The sequence below is a fragment of the Streptomyces sp. NPDC093065 genome (assembly GCF_044754585.1).
Classification (GTDB): Bacteria; Actinomycetota; Actinomycetes; order Streptomycetales; family Streptomycetaceae; genus Streptomyces.
The window spans coordinates 1-15,713 of sequence record NZ_JBIVPJ010000001.1 but is presented as its reverse complement, the minus strand read 5'-3'; the positions used below and the strand labels follow the sequence as shown (position 1 = coordinate 15,713).

Sequence of the window (15,713 nt, the reverse complement as noted above, 5' to 3'; positions counted from 1 at the left end):
CGAACACACTAGGGAGGGGGCTGGACATGGGACGCCTCGTGCCGGCCGTGACCCGGGCTCTCGACATACTGGAGCTCTTCCTCGACGGGGACGGCACGCTCTCCGCCCCCGACATCGTGCGCCGGCTCCAGCTGCCGCGGACCACGGTCCACGAGCTGGTCACCACGCTCGCCGCCCGCAAGTACATCGTCCCGGTCGCCGGGCAGTCCGGACGGTACCGGCTCGGCGTGCGCCCGTACCAGCTCGGTGCCCGCTACGCCGAGCACCTCGACCTCGCCGCCGAGGGCCAGCAGGTCGCCCGGACCGTCGCCGAGACCTGCGACGAGACGGTGCACGTGGCGATCCTGGAGGACACCGACGTCATCTACATCGCCAAGGTCGACTCCACGCACGCGGTGCGCATGGTCTCCGCGGCCGGCCGCAGGCTGCCCGCGCACTGCACGTCCGTCGGCAAGATGCTGCTGGCCTCCCTGCCCGAGCCGGAGGTCGCCGCGCGCTTCCCCGACGGCGCCGAGCTGACCGCGATGACCCCGAACAGCATCACCGAGCCGGCCGCCCTGCGCGAGGCCCTGGCCGCGATCCGCGAGCGGGGCACCGCCGTGGAGAGCCGTGAGTCCAACCCGGACGTCTCCTGCGTGGCCGCCCCGGTCCGCGACCGCACCGGCCGCGTCGTCGCCGCCCTGTCGATCTCCGTGCCCATGATCCGCTGGAGCGAGGAACGCCGCGCGGAACTGGAGCAACTGGCCGTCAAGGGCGCCGTCGACCTCTCCGAGCGGCTCGGCCACCGGAGCGCGGCATGACGGCGGCCGGCACGGCCTTCGAGGTGGCCGTCCACGAGGAGGCGGCCCTCGGCGAGGGGCCCACCTGGGACCCGGCGACGGACCGCCTCCTGTGGCTCGACATCCTCAACTCCCGCGTCCACACCTACGACCCGGCCACCGGCCGGCGCACGCTGCGCCGAACCGACCAGCACGTGGGCGCCGTCAAGCCCCGCGCCGGCGGCGGCCTCGTCCTCAACCTGCGGGACGGCATCGGCCTGCTCGATCCCGACGGCACCTTCCGCTGGCTGCACCGCGAGCCCGTCCCCGGCCGTCGCGGCAACGACGCCGCCGTCGCCCCCGACGGGAGCCTGTGGGCGGGCACCATGCGCTACGACGAGGCGCGCGGCGGGGGCACGCTGACCCGGTACACCGGCGACGGCACGGCCGAGACCGTCCTGGACGACGTGACGGTGAGCAACGGCACCGGCTGGAGCCCCGACGGCACGCTGATGTACTACGCCGACACCCCGACCCGCCGCGTCGACGTCTTCGACGTCACCGCGGACGGCCGGGTGGCGAACCGCCGCCCCCTGGCCGGGATCGAGGACGGCGCGGGCTTTCCCGACGGACTGTGCGTCGACGCCGAGGGCTGTGTGTGGGTCGCCCTGTGGGACGGCGGCGCGGTACGCCGCTACACCCCGTCCGGCGACCTGGACCGGGTGATCACCCTCCCCGTCCCCCGCGTCACGGCCTGCGCCTTCGGCGGCCCGGACCTCACCGACCTGTACCTCACGACCGCCCGCGTCGGCCTGCCGGCCCCGCATCCGCTGGCGGGGTCGCTGCTGGTGGTGCCGGGGGCCGGACGGGGGGTGGCGCAGCCCGTGTTCGCGGGGTGAGCCGTGCCGGGCGTCCGCTCACATCCCCGTGCGGTCGAGCCCGGTGAGCACCTCGCGTTCGCCGGGCGTCAGCGGCGGCCCGGTCAGCAGGGGGAGCGGCGGGCCGGCCAGGGCGGCCAGGACCGCCGCCGGGTGGAACATGCGGGTCGGTGGTCTGCGCATGCTGGTGACGTCCCAGATCGCGGAGGCCGCCGCGAAGTTGCCGGTGGCCGCCCTCGTCATGCGCCGCGAGTACGCCGTCACCGCACGGTCGGCGATCCCCGGCCGTCCGCCGCCGCGCGTCGCGGGGTACAGGACGTCCTGCCCGACGGCCAGGGCCCAGGCAGCGTCCACCGGCCGCGCCGCGCCCCGCAGCACCCGCCGGGCGAGGCCGGGCGCGTCGAGCCCGCCGGCCCGCTCCAGCTCCCGGCCGAGGACCCGGGCGCCGAACGCGGCCACCGACATGCCCTGTCCGTAGGCGGGGTTGAAGGTGCCGAGCGCGTCGCCGAGGACCACGAGACCCTCCGGCCAGTGCGGCGCCTTGTCCAGGTAGTGCCGCACATTGCTGGTGGACCGGCTCAGGTGCACGTCGGTGAGCGGTTCGGCGCCGGAGACCAGCCGGCCGACGATCGGGTCCGGCAGTCCGAGCGTGTACCGCAGGAAGCCCTCGGGGTCGGCCGGCGGCTCACCGCCGCGCGTGCCGCCGCAGCTGACCAGCCAGCGGTCCCCCTCGACCGGCATCACCATGGCGCTGCGGCCCGGCCGGGAGACGTACGGGTCGGCGTGCACGACGGTCAGCGGGAACCGCTGAGCCCCGTCCGGTACCCGGTACAGGCGCGAGGCGTTGACCAGCCCCGAGTCCACGGTCAGAGTGCGGACGCCGGACACTCCGAGCCCGTCCAGCCAGCGGACGATCCGCGACCCGCGTCCGCTCGCGTCGACGACCAGGTCGGCGTCGAGGTCCGTCTCCCCGTCGGGCCCCGACACCCGCACGCCCCGCACCCGCCCCGCGGACCCCGTCAGCCCGACCGCGGCCGCCTCGCGGACCTCGACCGGCGTGTGCTCCAGCACGGCGGCCCGTACCGTCCAGTCCACCAGCGCCCGGGTGCAGGTGAGCATGACGGGCCCCTCGCGCCGCCAGCGGCGCAGCCAGCCCTCGGGGGTGCGGGCCAGCATGCCCGAGCTGAGGGACACCTCGTGGGCCCCGGCGGCGAGCAGCCGCTTGCCGAGGCCCACGCCGGGCACGATCTCCTCCATCGCGGCCAGCCCGCCGGACATGAGCAGGTGCGCGTGCCGGCCCTGGGGCAGTCCCCGGCGCAGGTGGGGGCCGTCGGGCAGCTCGTCGCGGTCCAGCACGACGACCTCCTCCACGCCGGCGTCAGCCAGTACGGCCGCGGCGAGCATTCCGGCCAGCCCGGCACCGACGACGACAGCTCTACGCGACATGGGGCTCCTCGGGTTCGGTCAGGGATCCGGTCAGGGAGGACGGGCTCGTGCCGCCGGGCGCGGCGCCGCGGCCGGTCGTGCGGTGCAGGGCCTGCGACAGCTCCACCAGCCCGCTCGGGCCGGGCACCTCGGTGGCGTGCAGCCGGTAGGAGCGGCCGGTGTCCGGCGGTTCCTCGTGGGCCGCGGCCCGGCGCGCCGCGTCGGCGAGCATCACCGCCTCCGCCGCCAGCCGGGCCTCGTGCGGGGAGCGTCCCGCGCGCAGGGCGGCGTCCCGCACCCGTTCGCGGACCCGGTGGTCGAAGTACGGCGCCAGGGCGAGCAGGGCGTCGTGGATGGAGACCTCGCGCCACTGGAGCCGGGCCCGGGGGAGCTGCCACCAGGCGGCCGGCGGCTTGGGCGCCGTGGACACCGACCCCACCAGCGACCACAGCGGACCCAGCCGCCGGTAGTCGTCCAGCCCCCGCCAGTGGGCCAGCACGGACGGCAGCAGCCGGGGCAGCGCGAACCCCACGGAACACACCAGCGCCGCCAGCGACGCCATCGGCGGGGCCACCGTGGTGGACAGGAAGTCGAGGTCGTTGCCCGCCCACCGCGCCACCACGGCCGTGTACTTGGTGCACTGGAACCCCACCAGGTCCAGCAGCCCGCCCAGCAGGATGAGCCGCAGCCCGGCCCGCAGCAGGCCGTCCACCTCACGGCTCCACTTGACGCAGACGGCGCACATCACCAGCATCGCCGCGCTGTGCCCCAGCAGGTACAGCAGGATCATCTCCCGCATGAACGGGGCGTCCGCGTAGTACGTGTCGAGGTCGGTCAGCCGCTCGGTGCCCGCGTCGGCCAGCAGGAACAGCACGACGATGGCGGCCACCAGCAGACCGTAGGCGGCCATGCTGCGCAGCACCGCGCGCCGCACCACCGGCCGGGGACCGCCGCGCCAGTTGATCAGCAGCACCAGCACCGCGCAGCTGTACGCGGAGAGCATGCCGTAGGTCAGCGGAGCCCCGAAGTTGGTGACGCCGGTGAGCTCGTTGACGGTGCCCAGGGTGGCCGGGGCGGCGCACACGAAGACCAGGGCACCGAGGACGATCGCCACGCAGGTGGACAGGGTCAGCGGATTGCGGACGGCGGTGCGCGGGCGGCGGAACAGCAGCACCGAGGTCATGCCGAACACCACTGCCGCCAGGTAGACGACGAGACTCACGCCCGACCACTCCTCTCGTGCGGGACTTGCCCGGCCCGGCCGCGCCGGTGGTCCGTGCGGCCGCCCTTACCCCTGCCCGTACGACCGCCTGCGGACGCGTGGCCCGTCACGCGGTGCCCGCCGTGGTCCTGCCGCCGGGCAGGGCGGACGCGGCGGGCACCCGCCCGGTGCCGGCGAGCACGTCGGCGATCCTCGCGAGGGTCGCCGGGTCCGGTGACGGCACCGGGGACCGGCCGCTGCCGGAGACCGGCGGTGACGTCGGCCCGGGACCGGCCTCGCGGCGCAGCGCGTCGGCGATCACGGCGGCCCAGGCCCTCGCCCCGGCCAGCCCGGGATCCCCCGTCGCCGTCAGCGCGTCGGCCCGGATCCGGTCGTACAGGTCCCGGTCGCAGTACGCGGCCAGGTGACCCAGTGCGTTGTGGATGCTGGTACGGCGCCACATCAGGAGGGTGGCGGGCGAGGCGAACCGGGGGCGTGGCAGACGCAGCGCCCGGCGGGCGAGCAGGTCGTCCAGCGCACGCTCCAACGGTTCGAGCCGGACGTACGCGCGGGATGCCCGCCGCCACTCGGCCGCCCACGGCGCCGCCAGCGGCACGAGCACCCCGACGACCACCAGCAGGGCGCCGAGGCCGGCCGCGGCCGGGGAGACGGTGGTGCCGAGCGCCGACCAGTCCTGCCCGGACCAGCGGGCGCCCACCGCGACGAGCTTGGCGACGCTGTAGCCGGCGCCGCACAGCGAACCGGTCCCGAGCAGCAGCAGCCCGGCCCGCAGCCCGCCGCGCACGTGCCGGGCCCAGCGCAGCGCGGAGACCGTCGTGACGGTCACCGCGGTCAGGTGCGCGACCAGGTACAGCACGATCATCTCGGCGATGAACGGGGTCGTCGCGTAGTAGGTGTCCAGGTCGGTGCGGCGCTCCACGGGCGCGTCGCCGAGGACGAAGGCCACCCCGATGCCGAGGATCACCACGGCGTAGGCGAGCGTCCACCGGCGGGCGGTGCGGCGCACCCGGGGGCCGCCGCGCCAGTGCACGACGAGCACCTGGGAGGCGGCGCAGTACCCGGTGATCGCCGCGTAGGTGAGCGGCGCCGCGAGGTTGGGCACACCGCTCAGCCGGTTGACGGCCCCGACCGTGGGCGGCGCCCCGAGCAGGAAGCAGAGCCCGGCCAGCCCCAGTACCGCGCAGATGGCCCGCAGATACGGGTCGTGCCGGTGCCGCACCAGGTCGGGGGCCTTCACGGCGAGGCCGAGCCAGAGCGCCGCGCAACTCAGGTAGTTGATCAGGCTGGTCATCTGGTCGTCCCGCGGTAGTTGAGCGCGGCCCCGATGCGGCCGGCGAGGCTGCGCGGACTGGCCGCGTCGCCGCCCTCCGCGGCGAACACCGAGTCGGTGGAGGCGTCCAGCCAGGTGCGCAGCCGGCTGCCCATCAGCATGCCGAAGCGGTCCGCCTCCTGCTCCTCGGCCAGGGAGAAGTCGGTGCGCGCCGCCACCGGCCGCAGCCGGTCGCCGGTCCGCGCGCCCGCGGCCGCCTCGGCCCCGCCCTCCGCCTCGGCCTGACGGCGGCTCATGTGCCAGACCTCGTGGCACAGGATCACGATCTGGTGCCAGACCGCCGCGCGCTCGTCCACCACCACGTCGTCGTGGCTCTCGCGCTCCAGCCACAGTCCGCTCGCGGTGTGCGGCGGGAACGCCGCCCGGTGCACGACCACCTCCCGGCCCCGCCACGCGCTGACGGAGGCGACGAGCGCGTCGAACAGCACCTCGGGATCGGCCGGCACGGCCACCCGGATGGGGTCGATGAGGGCGTCAGCCAGACGCCGCATCTCCTTCCTGGTACGCACCGTTGTCTCCTCGTTCCCCCGGCCGTCCTCCGGTCACCCCTGCAATATGCCAAGACGCGTGCCCTGTGGGCCAGTTCCCGGCAGCTCCGAGGGCGTCTCCGCGCCCTCCGGGAAAGTCCTGCCCGGGATCCTGTCCGAACCATTGACGCGCAAGCGCTTGCCACCTACGTTTCCCGTTCGAAGTTACGGGCGGCCTTCGATATATCGAACATGATGGATCGACCGCGGAGACCGCACAGCGAACGACGACAGATGGGGCAGGGCATGGGACGACCTGGCCTGGATCGCAGGCACTTTCTGGCCGCGGCCGGCGGCCTGACGGTCGCGGGCGGCTTCGGCTTCGCGGCGCTCGGCACCGGCGCCGACGCGCTCGCCTCCGGAGCGGACACCCGGGTGAGCTACTGGAACCTCTTCAGCGGCGGCGACGGCTACAACATGATCGCGATGCTGGACTCCTTCCGTGAGGACAACCCCGGCATCGACGTGAAGGACTCCACCCTCCAGTGGGGCAGCCCCTTCTACACCAAGCTCGCCATGGCCGCCGCCGGCAACCGCGCCCCCGACCTCGGCGTCATGCACCTCGGCCGCGTCACCGGCTTCTCGCCCGGCCGCCTCCTCGACCCCTGGGACCCCGCGCTGCTCGCCGAGTACGGCGTGCGGGAGGAGGACTTCAACCCCGAACTGTGGAAACGCGCCGTCATCGACGGCAAGCTCTACGCCCTGCCGCTCGACATCCACGTCCAGCTCTGCTTCTACCGCAAGGACGTGCTGAAGAAGGCGGGCCTGCTCGGCGACGACGGCCGGATCGTGCCCGTCACCTCCACCGAGGAGTGGTTCGACGTACTCAAGGAGGCCAGGAAGGCCACCGCGAAGGGGCTGCAGACCATCGGCCTGTGGCACAACGACCAGAACTTCCAGTGGTGGTTCTTCGTCGCCTTCTACACCCAGCTCGGCGGCACCTGGTTCGACGACGCCAGGACCGGGGTCACCTTCGACACCGACAAGGCCGTCCAGGTCCTGGAGTTCCTGCGCAAGCACGTCGCCGACGGGTACGCCAACCCCTCCTTCGGCGGCGGCGCCGGTGCCGAACAGTTCGTCAACGGCTCGCCGTTCGCCTGGGAGGGCAACTGGTCCGTGCCGGTCTTCGACGCCGCGAAGCTCGACTACGGCGCCACCCCGCTGCCGCCCGTCTTCGGCAGGCGCGCCACCCACGCCGAGTCCCACTCCTTCGTCCTGCCGCACCAGGCCGGCCGCGGCGGCGCCACCAACGAGGGCGCGCACCGGCTCGCCGCCTACGTCGTCAAGCACGCCCGGCAGTGGGCGGCCGGCGGCCACATCCCCGCCTACACGCCGACCCTGTCCACGGCCGCGTACAAGAAGCTGCAGCCGCAGAACGAGTACGTCTCGGCCATGGACTACCAGGCCACCGAGCCCAAGGTGTGGTTCGCCGGCTCCACCGGCATCCTCGCCCAGCGCGTCGGCCCGATCGTCGTCTCCTCGACGACGGGCTCCGCGAAGCCCGAGTCGGCCGCCCGCCGGATGAAGAGCACGCTCGCCGAACTGCTCGCCATGAAGAACCCCATGGACGGCCGCACCGCAGCGCAGGGAGGTACCGCCGCATGACCGCCACCGGTGCCGAGACGATCCTCCGCCCGGCGCGCGCGAGGACCGCCGCCGACAGCGCGGGCGCCCGCCGACGGCAGGGTTTCCAGCACGGCGGCTGGTTCGTCGCGCCGTTCCTCGCCCTCTTCGCGCTCTTCGTGATCTGGCCGCTGCTGCGCGGCGTCTACCTCAGCTTCACCGACGCCAACATCTCCGGCGACACCGCGCACTTCATCGGGCTCGACAACTACCGAGAGGCACTGAAGGACCCCCTGATGTGGGACGCGCTCGGCCACAGCGCGTACTTCACGCTGCTCGTCGTGCCCTGCATCACCGTCCTCGCCTTCCTCCTCGCGATGCTGGCCCACCACATCGAGCGCGGCAAGTGGCTGTGGCGGCTCTGCTTCTTCCTGCCGTTCCTGCTGCCCTCCACCGTCGCCGCCAACCTGTGGCAGTGGCTGTTCAACCCCGGCACCGGCATGGTCAACCACGTCTTCGGCCTCGACACGCCCTGGCTGACCGACAAGTCCTACGCCATGCTCGCGGTCGTCGTCACCACCCTGTGGTGGACCGTCGGCTTCAGCTTCCTGCTCTACCTCGCCGCGCTCCAGGGCATCCCCGCCCACCTCTACGAGGCCGCCAAGCTGGACGGCGCGAACGCCTGGCACCGCACGGTCCACATCACGCTGCCGATGCTGCGCAACATCACCGGCCTCGTCCTCGCCCTGCAGATCCTCGCCTCGCTCCAGGTCTTCGACCAGGCCGTCGTCATGCAGGACTTCGGACCCGGCCCGGAGAACTCGACCCGCACCTTCGTGCAGTACACGCTCGAACAGGGCTTCACCAGCTACCGCGTGGGCTACGCCTCCGCGATCTCCATCATCTTCTTCGTGCTCATCGCGGCCGTCGCCCTCGCCCGGATGTGGCTGCTGCGCAACCGTGAGGAGGGCGGCCGATGACCACCGCCGCGGCACCGGACCGGAGCAGGCCGCGCAGGGCCTGGACGCCCGCCCAGATCGTGCTCACCCTGCTGGGCACCGCCGTCTCCGCCCTCTTCCTCGCCCCGCTCGCCTGGGCCCTGTTCACCTCGCTCAAGTCGGAGACCGAGGCGGTCGAGGTGCCCACGCACTGGCTGCCGCACGACTGGACCGGCCAGGCCTGGCAGGCCCTCTTCGAGACCGGCAACATCACCAACTGGTTCGTCAACTCACTCGTCGTGTCCGTGTGCGTGACGACGATCGTGCTGCTGGTCGCCGCACTCGCCGGATACGGCTTCGCCCGCACCGAGTTCCGCGGCAAGGGCGCCCTGATGGGTGTGGTGATGGCGGGGCTCATGGTCTCCCCGGCCGTGCTCGGCGTGCCGCTGTTCACCACCGTCCAGCAGATGGGCATGGTCGACACGTACTGGGGCATGATCCTGCCGCAGTGCGCGCCCGCCGCGATGGTCTACATCCTCTACAAGTTCTTCCAGGGCATCCCGCGTGAGCTGGAGGAGGCCGCCTTCATCGACGGCGCGGGCCGCTGGCGCGTCTTCTTCACGATCATCGTGCCGCTGTCGCGCCCCTCGCTCGCGGCGGTCGGCATCTTCACCTTCATCAGCTCCTGGAACAACTTCCTGTGGCCCTACATGGTCACCAACGACCCCGACCTGATGACCATGCCGAACGGCATCGCGACCGTCATGAACTCCTACGGCATCCAGTGGGCCCAGCTCATGGCCGGCGGCCTGATGGCCGGCCTGCCGCTGATCGTCGTCTTCGTCTTCTTCCAGCGCCAGATCGTGGCGGGTGTGGCGCACACGGGTCTCGCCGGGCAGTAGAGCGCCCCGAAAGGGGCGCGGGACTGTGTCCGTATGCGGCTCCGCCGCGTGTGCGCGACCAGCCCCCACGCACCCGCAGACAACACACAACCCCCTCGAAAGGAAAAGATGCGCACCGCCCGCTTCACCCTCGACCCCGCCTTCACCGTCGGCGCCGTCAACCCCCGTCTCTTCGGCTCCTTCGTCGAACACCTCGGACGCTGCGTGTACACCGGCGTCTTCGAACCGGGCCACCCCACCGCGGACGCCGAGGGGCTGCGCCAGGACGTGCTGGAACTGGTCCGCGAACTCGGTGTCACCGCCGTCCGCTACCCGGGCGGCAACTTCGTCTCCGGCTACAGGTGGGAGGACTCGGTCGGCCCGGTGGAGGACCGCCCGCGCCGCCTCGACCTGGCCTGGCGCTCCACCGAGACCAACCGCTTCGGCCTCTCGGAGTACATCGCCTTCCTCAGGAAGATCGGCCCGCAGGCCGAACCCATGATGGCCGTCAACCTCGGCACCCGCGGCGTGGCGGAGGCCCTCGAACTCCAGGAGTACGCCAACCACCCCTCCGGCACGACGCTCTCCGACCTGCGTGCCGAGCACGGCGACAAGGACCCCTTCGGCATCCGACTGTGGTGCCTCGGCAACGAGATGGACGGCCCCTGGCAGACCGGCCACAAGACCGCCGAGGAGTACGGACGCGTCGCCGCCGAGACCGCCCGCGCCATGCGCCAGATCGACCCGGACGTCGAACTCGTCGCCTGCGGCTCGTCCGGCCAGTCCATGGAGACCTTCGCCGAGTGGGAGGCGACGGTCCTGAAAGAGACGTACGACCTGGTCGACCACATCTCCCTGCACGCCTACTACGAGCCGCACGACGGGGACGTCGACTCCTTCCTCGCCTCCGCCGTGGACATGGAGTCGTTCATCGAGAACGTCGTCGCCACCTGCGACCACGTCGGCGCCCGCCTCAAGTCGAAGAAGCGGATCAACCTCTCCTTCGACGAGTGGAACGTCTGGTACATGACCAAGACGCAGGCCGAGGTCGGCGCCCTGGACTGGCCCGAGGCGCCCCGCCTGCTGGAGGACAACTACAGCGTCATGGACGCGGTCGTCTTCGGCTCGCTCCTGATCGCCCTGCTCCGGCACGCCGACCGCGTCACCGTGGCCTGCCTCGCCCAGCTCGTCAACGTCATCGCCCCGATCATGACGGAGCCCGGCGGCCCGGCCTGGCGACAGACGACGTTCTTCCCCTTCTCCCAGGCCTCGAAGTACGGCCGTGGCGAGGTGCTCGACGTGCGCGTGGACTCGCCGACGTACGAGACGGCGAAGTACGGCGAGGCCGACCTGCTGCACGCCACCGCCGTGCGCGCCGAGGACGGCTCGGTCACCGTGTTCGCCGTCAACCGCTCCCGCACCGGGGCCCTCCCGCTGGAGGTCGCCCTCGGCGGCCTGGGCGTGACGGAGGTCGTCGAGCACAGCGCCCTCTCCGACGCCGACCCCGATGCCCGCAACACCCTCGCCGAGCCGGAACGTGTCACCCCGCACCCGGTGGACGGCACGGGCCTGGACGACGGCAGGCTCACCGCCGTCCTGGAGCCGCTGTCCTGGAACGTGATCCGGCTGCGCTGACCCCGCCCCGGGTCAGCCGCGGCGCCGGCCGGGGGAGGGGACCGGCTTCACCGGCACTCCTCCGGCCGCGCTGCCCAGCAGCTCCAGGCGCACCGGGCCGGGACCCGGAGCCGTGTCGCCGTCGGACAGGACCGCCAGGGCCAGGGTGTTGGCGGCGGCGCGGGTGCGCAGGATGCCGTTCGGGAGGACGAAGGTGTGGGGGGTGTCCTTGGCGCCGCTCACGTACTCGCCCATGTTCCAGCCGTTCAGGAAGACCTGGACGCGCAGGTCCCGGTCCGGGGCGCCGTCCAGGACGAGGCCCACGGAGGCGTCGGTCTCGGGTGGGACGTCCAGCCGGAACGTGGTCCGGTACCAGGTCACGCCCTGGCGCCGGTCCTCGTCCGGGACGGCCGCCGGGGATCCCGGCTCCCACCCGCCGTCGTCGTACCCGGGCAGGTGCCAGCCGTGGCGCTCCCCGTACAGCCCGCCGTGGTTGAGCGGCCCGCGCACCGGGTCGGGGGCGGCCGCGCCCATGATCCGCCAGCGCACGTCGGGGGAGGCGCCCTCGAAACGGGCCGTGGTCAGCCCGCGGGCCGCCCGGTAGGCGTCCTGGCCGTGCTGCGTGCGCCGGACGAGGACGGACAGAACGGGTCCGCTGTCCCCGCCGCCCCGCACGCGCAGGGGTTCCGGCAGCCGGAAGTCCGCCGTGGCCGTCCACGTGCCCTTCCCGTCGCCCGCCCCGCCCGGCCGGTGGCTGCCCAGCGGCTCCCCGTCCAGCCAGGCCATCAGCAGTCCGCCCGCGCCCGTGCTGTACGCGAGGGACACCGACTCCAGGCCGAAGGCGCCGGAGAGGCGGGCGCGGTACCAGACGTCGCCGTAGTGGAAGCCGTAGTCGTCGGCGAAGAGCACGGGCCCGCCGTCGGGGACGGGCGTCGTGCTGTGCGACGTGCGCCGGTCGGCGACCGTCCAGCCCTCGTCGCCGTAGTCGGGACCGGCCTCGAAGTTCTCCGTGCGGCGCCGCCAGCCGCCGAGCGCGGGCAGGACCAGCTCGGGCACGCCCCGCAGCGGCCACACGGCCATCAGGCTCAGGGCGCGGCCCAGCCCCGACTGCACCGTCTCGCCGTTCCAGGTGATGTCGGTGATGCCGGGCGGCGCCCACACCTCCAGCTCGCGCTCGCCGACCGTGTCACCGGTCAGCCGGATCGTGGCACCGTCCAGGACGGCCTCGCGCAGCAGCTCGGGACCGCGCACCAGGACCCGCCCCGACGGGGTCTCGTACGGCCACAGCCGCAGCGAGGCGGCGTCGTCGGCGAAGAGCAGCAGCAGGGTGCGGTCGGAGTCGCCGCTGCGCACCCGCACCCGGGTCAGCCGGTCCTCCTTCAGCGGCACCATCACGTGCAGCTTGCCCTGGTCGAAGGTCCAGGCGGCCTCCTCGTCCAGCCGGGTCGGCCACGGCTCGCCCGGACAGTCGAGGACCAGGTGCGCCATCTCGCCGGCCCGCCCCACGAACGCGGCGATGTCCAGCCGCCCGACGCTCATCGCCAGCATGGGCTGCACGGTGGCGTACGCGAGCCTGCGCCCCGCGCCCAGGCGGAGCCCGGTGGCGAGCAGCTTGGCGTCCCGGGCGGGGACGGTGACCTCCACCTCGCTCCCGCCCATCGGCAGCGTCGAGGTGACGTCGGCGGCCGAGTCGTTGCGCAGGACGTAGGCGTGGGCGCCGGTGTCCGGGTTGGCCAGATGCCGCACCCGGAGGCGGTCGTCCGCGGCCCGGACCGCCGGCGCCCCGGTCATCCGGGTGAAGTCCGGGACGTGGCGCAGGAGGTGGCCGAGCTGGTGGAGCGGCGCGAGCTTGGCCGTCGGCCGGCGCGCCTCGTCGATCGCCGCGGTGGGGTCGTACGTCGGTGAGGGCGCCGACGGGGCGGCGAGCCACCCCCACGAGGTGCCACCGAACGCCATGCGGACGTTGTGCAGCGTACTCCCGTGCGCCAGGCGGGCGAAGTGGAGCCGCCGTGCCTCGGCGGCCTCCCGGGTCCGCTCCGGCTCCTCCCAGGCGAGCGGGGAGCCGGGGTGCAGCACGGGCACCTCGACGCCGTCGGCGCGCAGCCTCGCGTGCAGGTGGTCCAGGCCGGCACGCTCCGGGGTGTCGGCCCGGTAGAGCAGCACCGTGCCGGCGCCCCGGGTGAACTGGTGACGGGCGACGATCGCGTTGACCCGGCTCAGCCACTCGTCGGCGTGGCGCAGGTACGCGGGATCGGTGGTCCTGGCCCGGCCCCCGACCGTCGTCAGCCAGCCCGGCAGACCCCCGGCGTCCACGTCCGCGCCGATGTACGGGCCGGGGTGCAGGACGACGTACAGGCTGCACTCGGCGGCCGTGCGCAGGAACAGGTCGAGGTCGCGGACGCCGGTGAAGTCGTACGTGCCCGGGGCGGGGGAGTGCTGGTTCCAGGCGAGGCGGACGCTGACCGCGTTGTGGCCGTACGCGCGCATCTTCTGGAGCACGTCCCGCCACAGCGAGGGGCTCGGCAGCCGGAACGGATGCAGCTCGCCGGACCACAGTGCCAGCCGCCTGCCGTCCACCAGCAGGGAGTACCGGTCCAGGGCGACCCGGTGGCGCCGGCCGTCGGCACCGGGCGGGCCGGGCGGCGGCCCGGTGGGCACGGGGCCGGGGCCACCGGAGTAGGGCAGCGCGGCGCTGCTCACGCTGCCGCCGAGGGCGAGACCGAGGACGGTGGTGCCCGCGAGGGCGCTGAACGCTCGTCTGCCGAGCCGGTTGGGCCTGCTGAGCTCCAAGGGAGCCTCTCCTGTTGCGCGCGGTGCCTCCGGTCCCGTCGGCTGCCCGGGACCGCCTGTGCCGGGCCATTGTCCCAGCGGACAGCCCGTGGCCCGGTACGAGGACCGCCGCGCGGACGGACCGCACAGATTTCCGGTGGGGGCACCGCCCGCCGTCGTGCGCGGGGCGGCCACGCGCACGAGGGCTCTCCGGCGGGTTCGAGGGCCCACGGGCGGGCAGGCCCGCCCAGGCGGGCGGCGGCTCCGCGCCCACCGGCTTCGGCGAGAACCGCCGGTTCAATCCGCTCGGCCACGCCGGCGCGACTTCGGCGTCGACACCGGGCCGCGGGTGAGTACGGGGAGGCCCGGCCCCGGCCGGTGGTTCGCCGTAGGTGTGGGCGGTCTCCGTCAGCCGGTACGGGTACGCCCCCGGCCGGCGCCCCCGGTGCTCACTTCGTGTCCTCGTGCCCGCGCAGGTGCAGCGAGCGCAGGGCCACCTCGATGGCGAAGCGGTGGTCGGGGTCGGCGAGGCGGTCGCCCAGGTGGGTGTCGAGCGTCCGCAGCCGGTAGCGGACGGTCTGCGCGTGCACGCCCAGCACGTCGCCGACCTGCTCCGCGGGCGCCCGGGTGGACACGTGGACGCGGAGGGTCTCCACGAGCCGGTCGCGCCGCCTGGCCGGCAAGGCGTCGAGCGGGGCCAGCTCACGGGCCGCGATCCGGTCGACGAGGGCGGGGTCGGACAGCAGCCACAGGGTCGTCAGATGATCCTCGCAGCGGATCAGCGGAGCGTCGGGGATGACATCGTCGTCAACGAGCTGCAGCACGCGGCGGGCCCAGCGGACGGAGTCGGCGGCCTGGGTGATCGGCACGGTCAGGCCCACGGCGGCACGGGTGCCGGCCAGGGCGGTGCCGATCATGCCGAGGCGGGCGGGGGTGGGGTCCCCGGGCACGAGCAGGTGCGGCTGCGGTATGTCCAGGTCGGCGAGGACGTCCCGGTCGAGGCCCGCCTGGATGTGCTCCGGCGCCGGGGACTGCAGGGCGACGAGGAAGCAGGAGCGGGGCAGCTCCCAGGCGGCGGCCTTGCACAGTTCGGACACGGCCGTCCGGGGCAGCGGCGCTGAGGCCAGCAGGAAGTGCAGTAACTGTCTTCGTAACGCGGACTCCTCGGAGGCGGCCCGCTCCCGGACCTCCGCGTACCCCTCTCGGGTGATCGCCTCCAGCTCCTCGACGTAGGCGAAGAGGGCGTCGGCGAAGGCGAGGATCAGCGAGGGGGAGAGGCTGTACTGCCGGCCCAGCGTCTTGGCCCGGCGCAGCGCGATGCGGGCGCCGAGCCGGTAGGCCCCCTGCAGCACCTCCAGGTCACGGCCCTCGTATGCCTCCACCCGGCCGAACCTGCGCAGCAGTTCGTCCCTCAGCTCCGAGCTGCTGGAGGGGTCGGCCACCCGGTCCACGAAGGCGGTCAGCGCCTGCTCGACGCCCTGGCGGATCGCGTCCCCGTCGGGGCCGTTGAGCAGCCTGCCGTACACCGGATAGCTGCGGGTGACCTCGGTGCGTATCTCGTTCAGCAGCCCCGGGAGCAGCGGCCGCATGAAGGCCGCGAACTTCTTGGGGAGGGGATCGAGCGGTTCACCTAACACCGAGGGACGCGCGATTGAGGGCATGAGTGATCCCTTGCCGTCGACATGTCCGGTGGGGGGGGGGGGGGGGGGGGGGGGGGGGGGGGGGGGGGGGGGGGGGGGGGGGGGGGGGGGGGTGTTTTGTGTTTTTTGGTTGTTTGGTGTTGTTTGTGTTTGGTTGTTTTTGTTTTT

The 15,713-nt window shown here is 73.5% G+C and carries 12 protein-coding genes; 6 read left to right on the top strand and 6 right to left on the bottom strand.

Annotated elements, in window-relative coordinates:
• Window positions 1-26 precede the first annotated feature (26 nt).
• Window positions 27-800 carry an IclR family transcriptional regulator gene (locus ACIQFU_RS00060; protein WP_402547762.1) on the top strand — a complete coding sequence of 258 codons (774 nt, stop codon included), beginning with the start codon at window positions 27-29 and terminating at the stop codon, window positions 798-800.
• Window positions 797-1,657: an SMP-30/gluconolactonase/LRE family protein gene (locus ACIQFU_RS00055; RefSeq protein ID WP_402547760.1), complete on the top strand. Its 861-nt coding sequence runs from the start codon at window positions 797-799 to the stop codon at window positions 1,655-1,657. Before ACIQFU_RS00060 ends, ACIQFU_RS00055 begins: the two co-directional genes overlap by 4 nt.
• 18 nt (window positions 1,658-1,675) lie before the next feature.
• On the opposite strand, the gene ACIQFU_RS00050 is transcribed toward ACIQFU_RS00055, so the two are convergent.
• The 4 genes from ACIQFU_RS00050 to ACIQFU_RS00035 all read right to left on the bottom strand — a co-directional run bounded on the left by ACIQFU_RS00050 (window position 1,676) and on the right by ACIQFU_RS00035 (window position 6,122).
• Window positions 1,676-3,082: an FAD-dependent monooxygenase gene (locus tag ACIQFU_RS00050; protein ID WP_402547759.1), complete on the bottom strand. Its 1,407-nt coding sequence runs from the start codon at window positions 3,080-3,082 to the stop codon at window positions 1,676-1,678.
• The gene (locus ACIQFU_RS00045) at window positions 3,072-4,283 is read right to left on the bottom strand and encodes an MAB_1171c family putative transporter (RefSeq protein WP_402547757.1); all 1,212 of its coding nucleotides are present in this window, start codon (window positions 4,281-4,283) and stop codon (window positions 3,072-3,074) included. Before ACIQFU_RS00045 ends, ACIQFU_RS00050 begins: the two co-directional genes overlap by 11 nt.
• 106 nt (window positions 4,284-4,389) lie before the next feature.
• On the bottom strand, window positions 4,390-5,574 hold the full coding sequence (locus tag ACIQFU_RS00040) for an MAB_1171c family putative transporter (protein WP_402547756.1): 1,185 nt from the start codon (window positions 5,572-5,574) through the stop codon (window positions 4,390-4,392).
• Complete coding sequence (locus ACIQFU_RS00035) at window positions 5,571-6,122, bottom strand: toxin (RefSeq protein ID WP_402547754.1); 552 nt, start codon at window positions 6,120-6,122, stop codon at window positions 5,571-5,573. The genes ACIQFU_RS00040 and ACIQFU_RS00035 overlap by 4 nt, the downstream gene beginning before the upstream one ends.
• A 264-nt stretch (window positions 6,123-6,386) precedes the next feature.
• On the opposite strand from ACIQFU_RS00035, the gene ACIQFU_RS00030 reads away from it, so the two are divergent.
• The 4 genes from ACIQFU_RS00030 (at window position 6,387) to ACIQFU_RS00015 (ending at window position 11,157) form a co-directional block, all read left to right on the top strand.
• Window positions 6,387-7,745, top strand: coding sequence for an extracellular solute-binding protein (locus ACIQFU_RS00030; protein ID WP_402547752.1), 1,359 nt, complete (start codon window positions 6,387-6,389; stop codon window positions 7,743-7,745).
• Window positions 7,742-8,683 carry a carbohydrate ABC transporter permease gene (locus tag ACIQFU_RS00025; RefSeq protein ID WP_402547751.1) on the top strand — a complete coding sequence of 314 codons (942 nt, stop codon included), beginning with the start codon at window positions 7,742-7,744 and terminating at the stop codon, window positions 8,681-8,683. The genes ACIQFU_RS00030 and ACIQFU_RS00025 overlap by 4 nt, the downstream gene beginning before the upstream one ends.
• Window positions 8,680-9,543 (top strand): carbohydrate ABC transporter permease, encoded by an 864-nt coding sequence (locus tag ACIQFU_RS00020; RefSeq protein WP_402547749.1) that lies wholly within the window; start codon window positions 8,680-8,682, stop codon window positions 9,541-9,543. The genes ACIQFU_RS00025 and ACIQFU_RS00020 overlap by 4 nt, the downstream gene beginning before the upstream one ends.
• Before the next feature lie 108 nt (window positions 9,544-9,651).
• Window positions 9,652-11,157 carry an alpha-N-arabinofuranosidase gene (locus ACIQFU_RS00015; protein ID WP_402547748.1) on the top strand — a complete coding sequence of 502 codons (1,506 nt, stop codon included), beginning with the start codon at window positions 9,652-9,654 and terminating at the stop codon, window positions 11,155-11,157.
• A gap of 12 nt (window positions 11,158-11,169) precedes the next feature.
• On the opposite strand, the gene ACIQFU_RS00010 is transcribed toward ACIQFU_RS00015, so the two are convergent.
• Together ACIQFU_RS00010 and ACIQFU_RS00005 are read right to left on the bottom strand one after the other, a co-directional pair.
• Window positions 11,170-13,926: a beta-galactosidase gene (locus ACIQFU_RS00010; protein ID WP_402547746.1), complete on the bottom strand. Its 2,757-nt coding sequence runs from the start codon at window positions 13,924-13,926 to the stop codon at window positions 11,170-11,172.
• 428 nt (window positions 13,927-14,354) lie between these two features.
• The gene (locus tag ACIQFU_RS00005) at window positions 14,355-15,566 is read right to left on the bottom strand and encodes a helix-turn-helix domain-containing protein (protein ID WP_402547745.1); all 1,212 of its coding nucleotides are present in this window, start codon (window positions 15,564-15,566) and stop codon (window positions 14,355-14,357) included.
• Window positions 15,567-15,713: the final 147 nt, after the last annotated feature.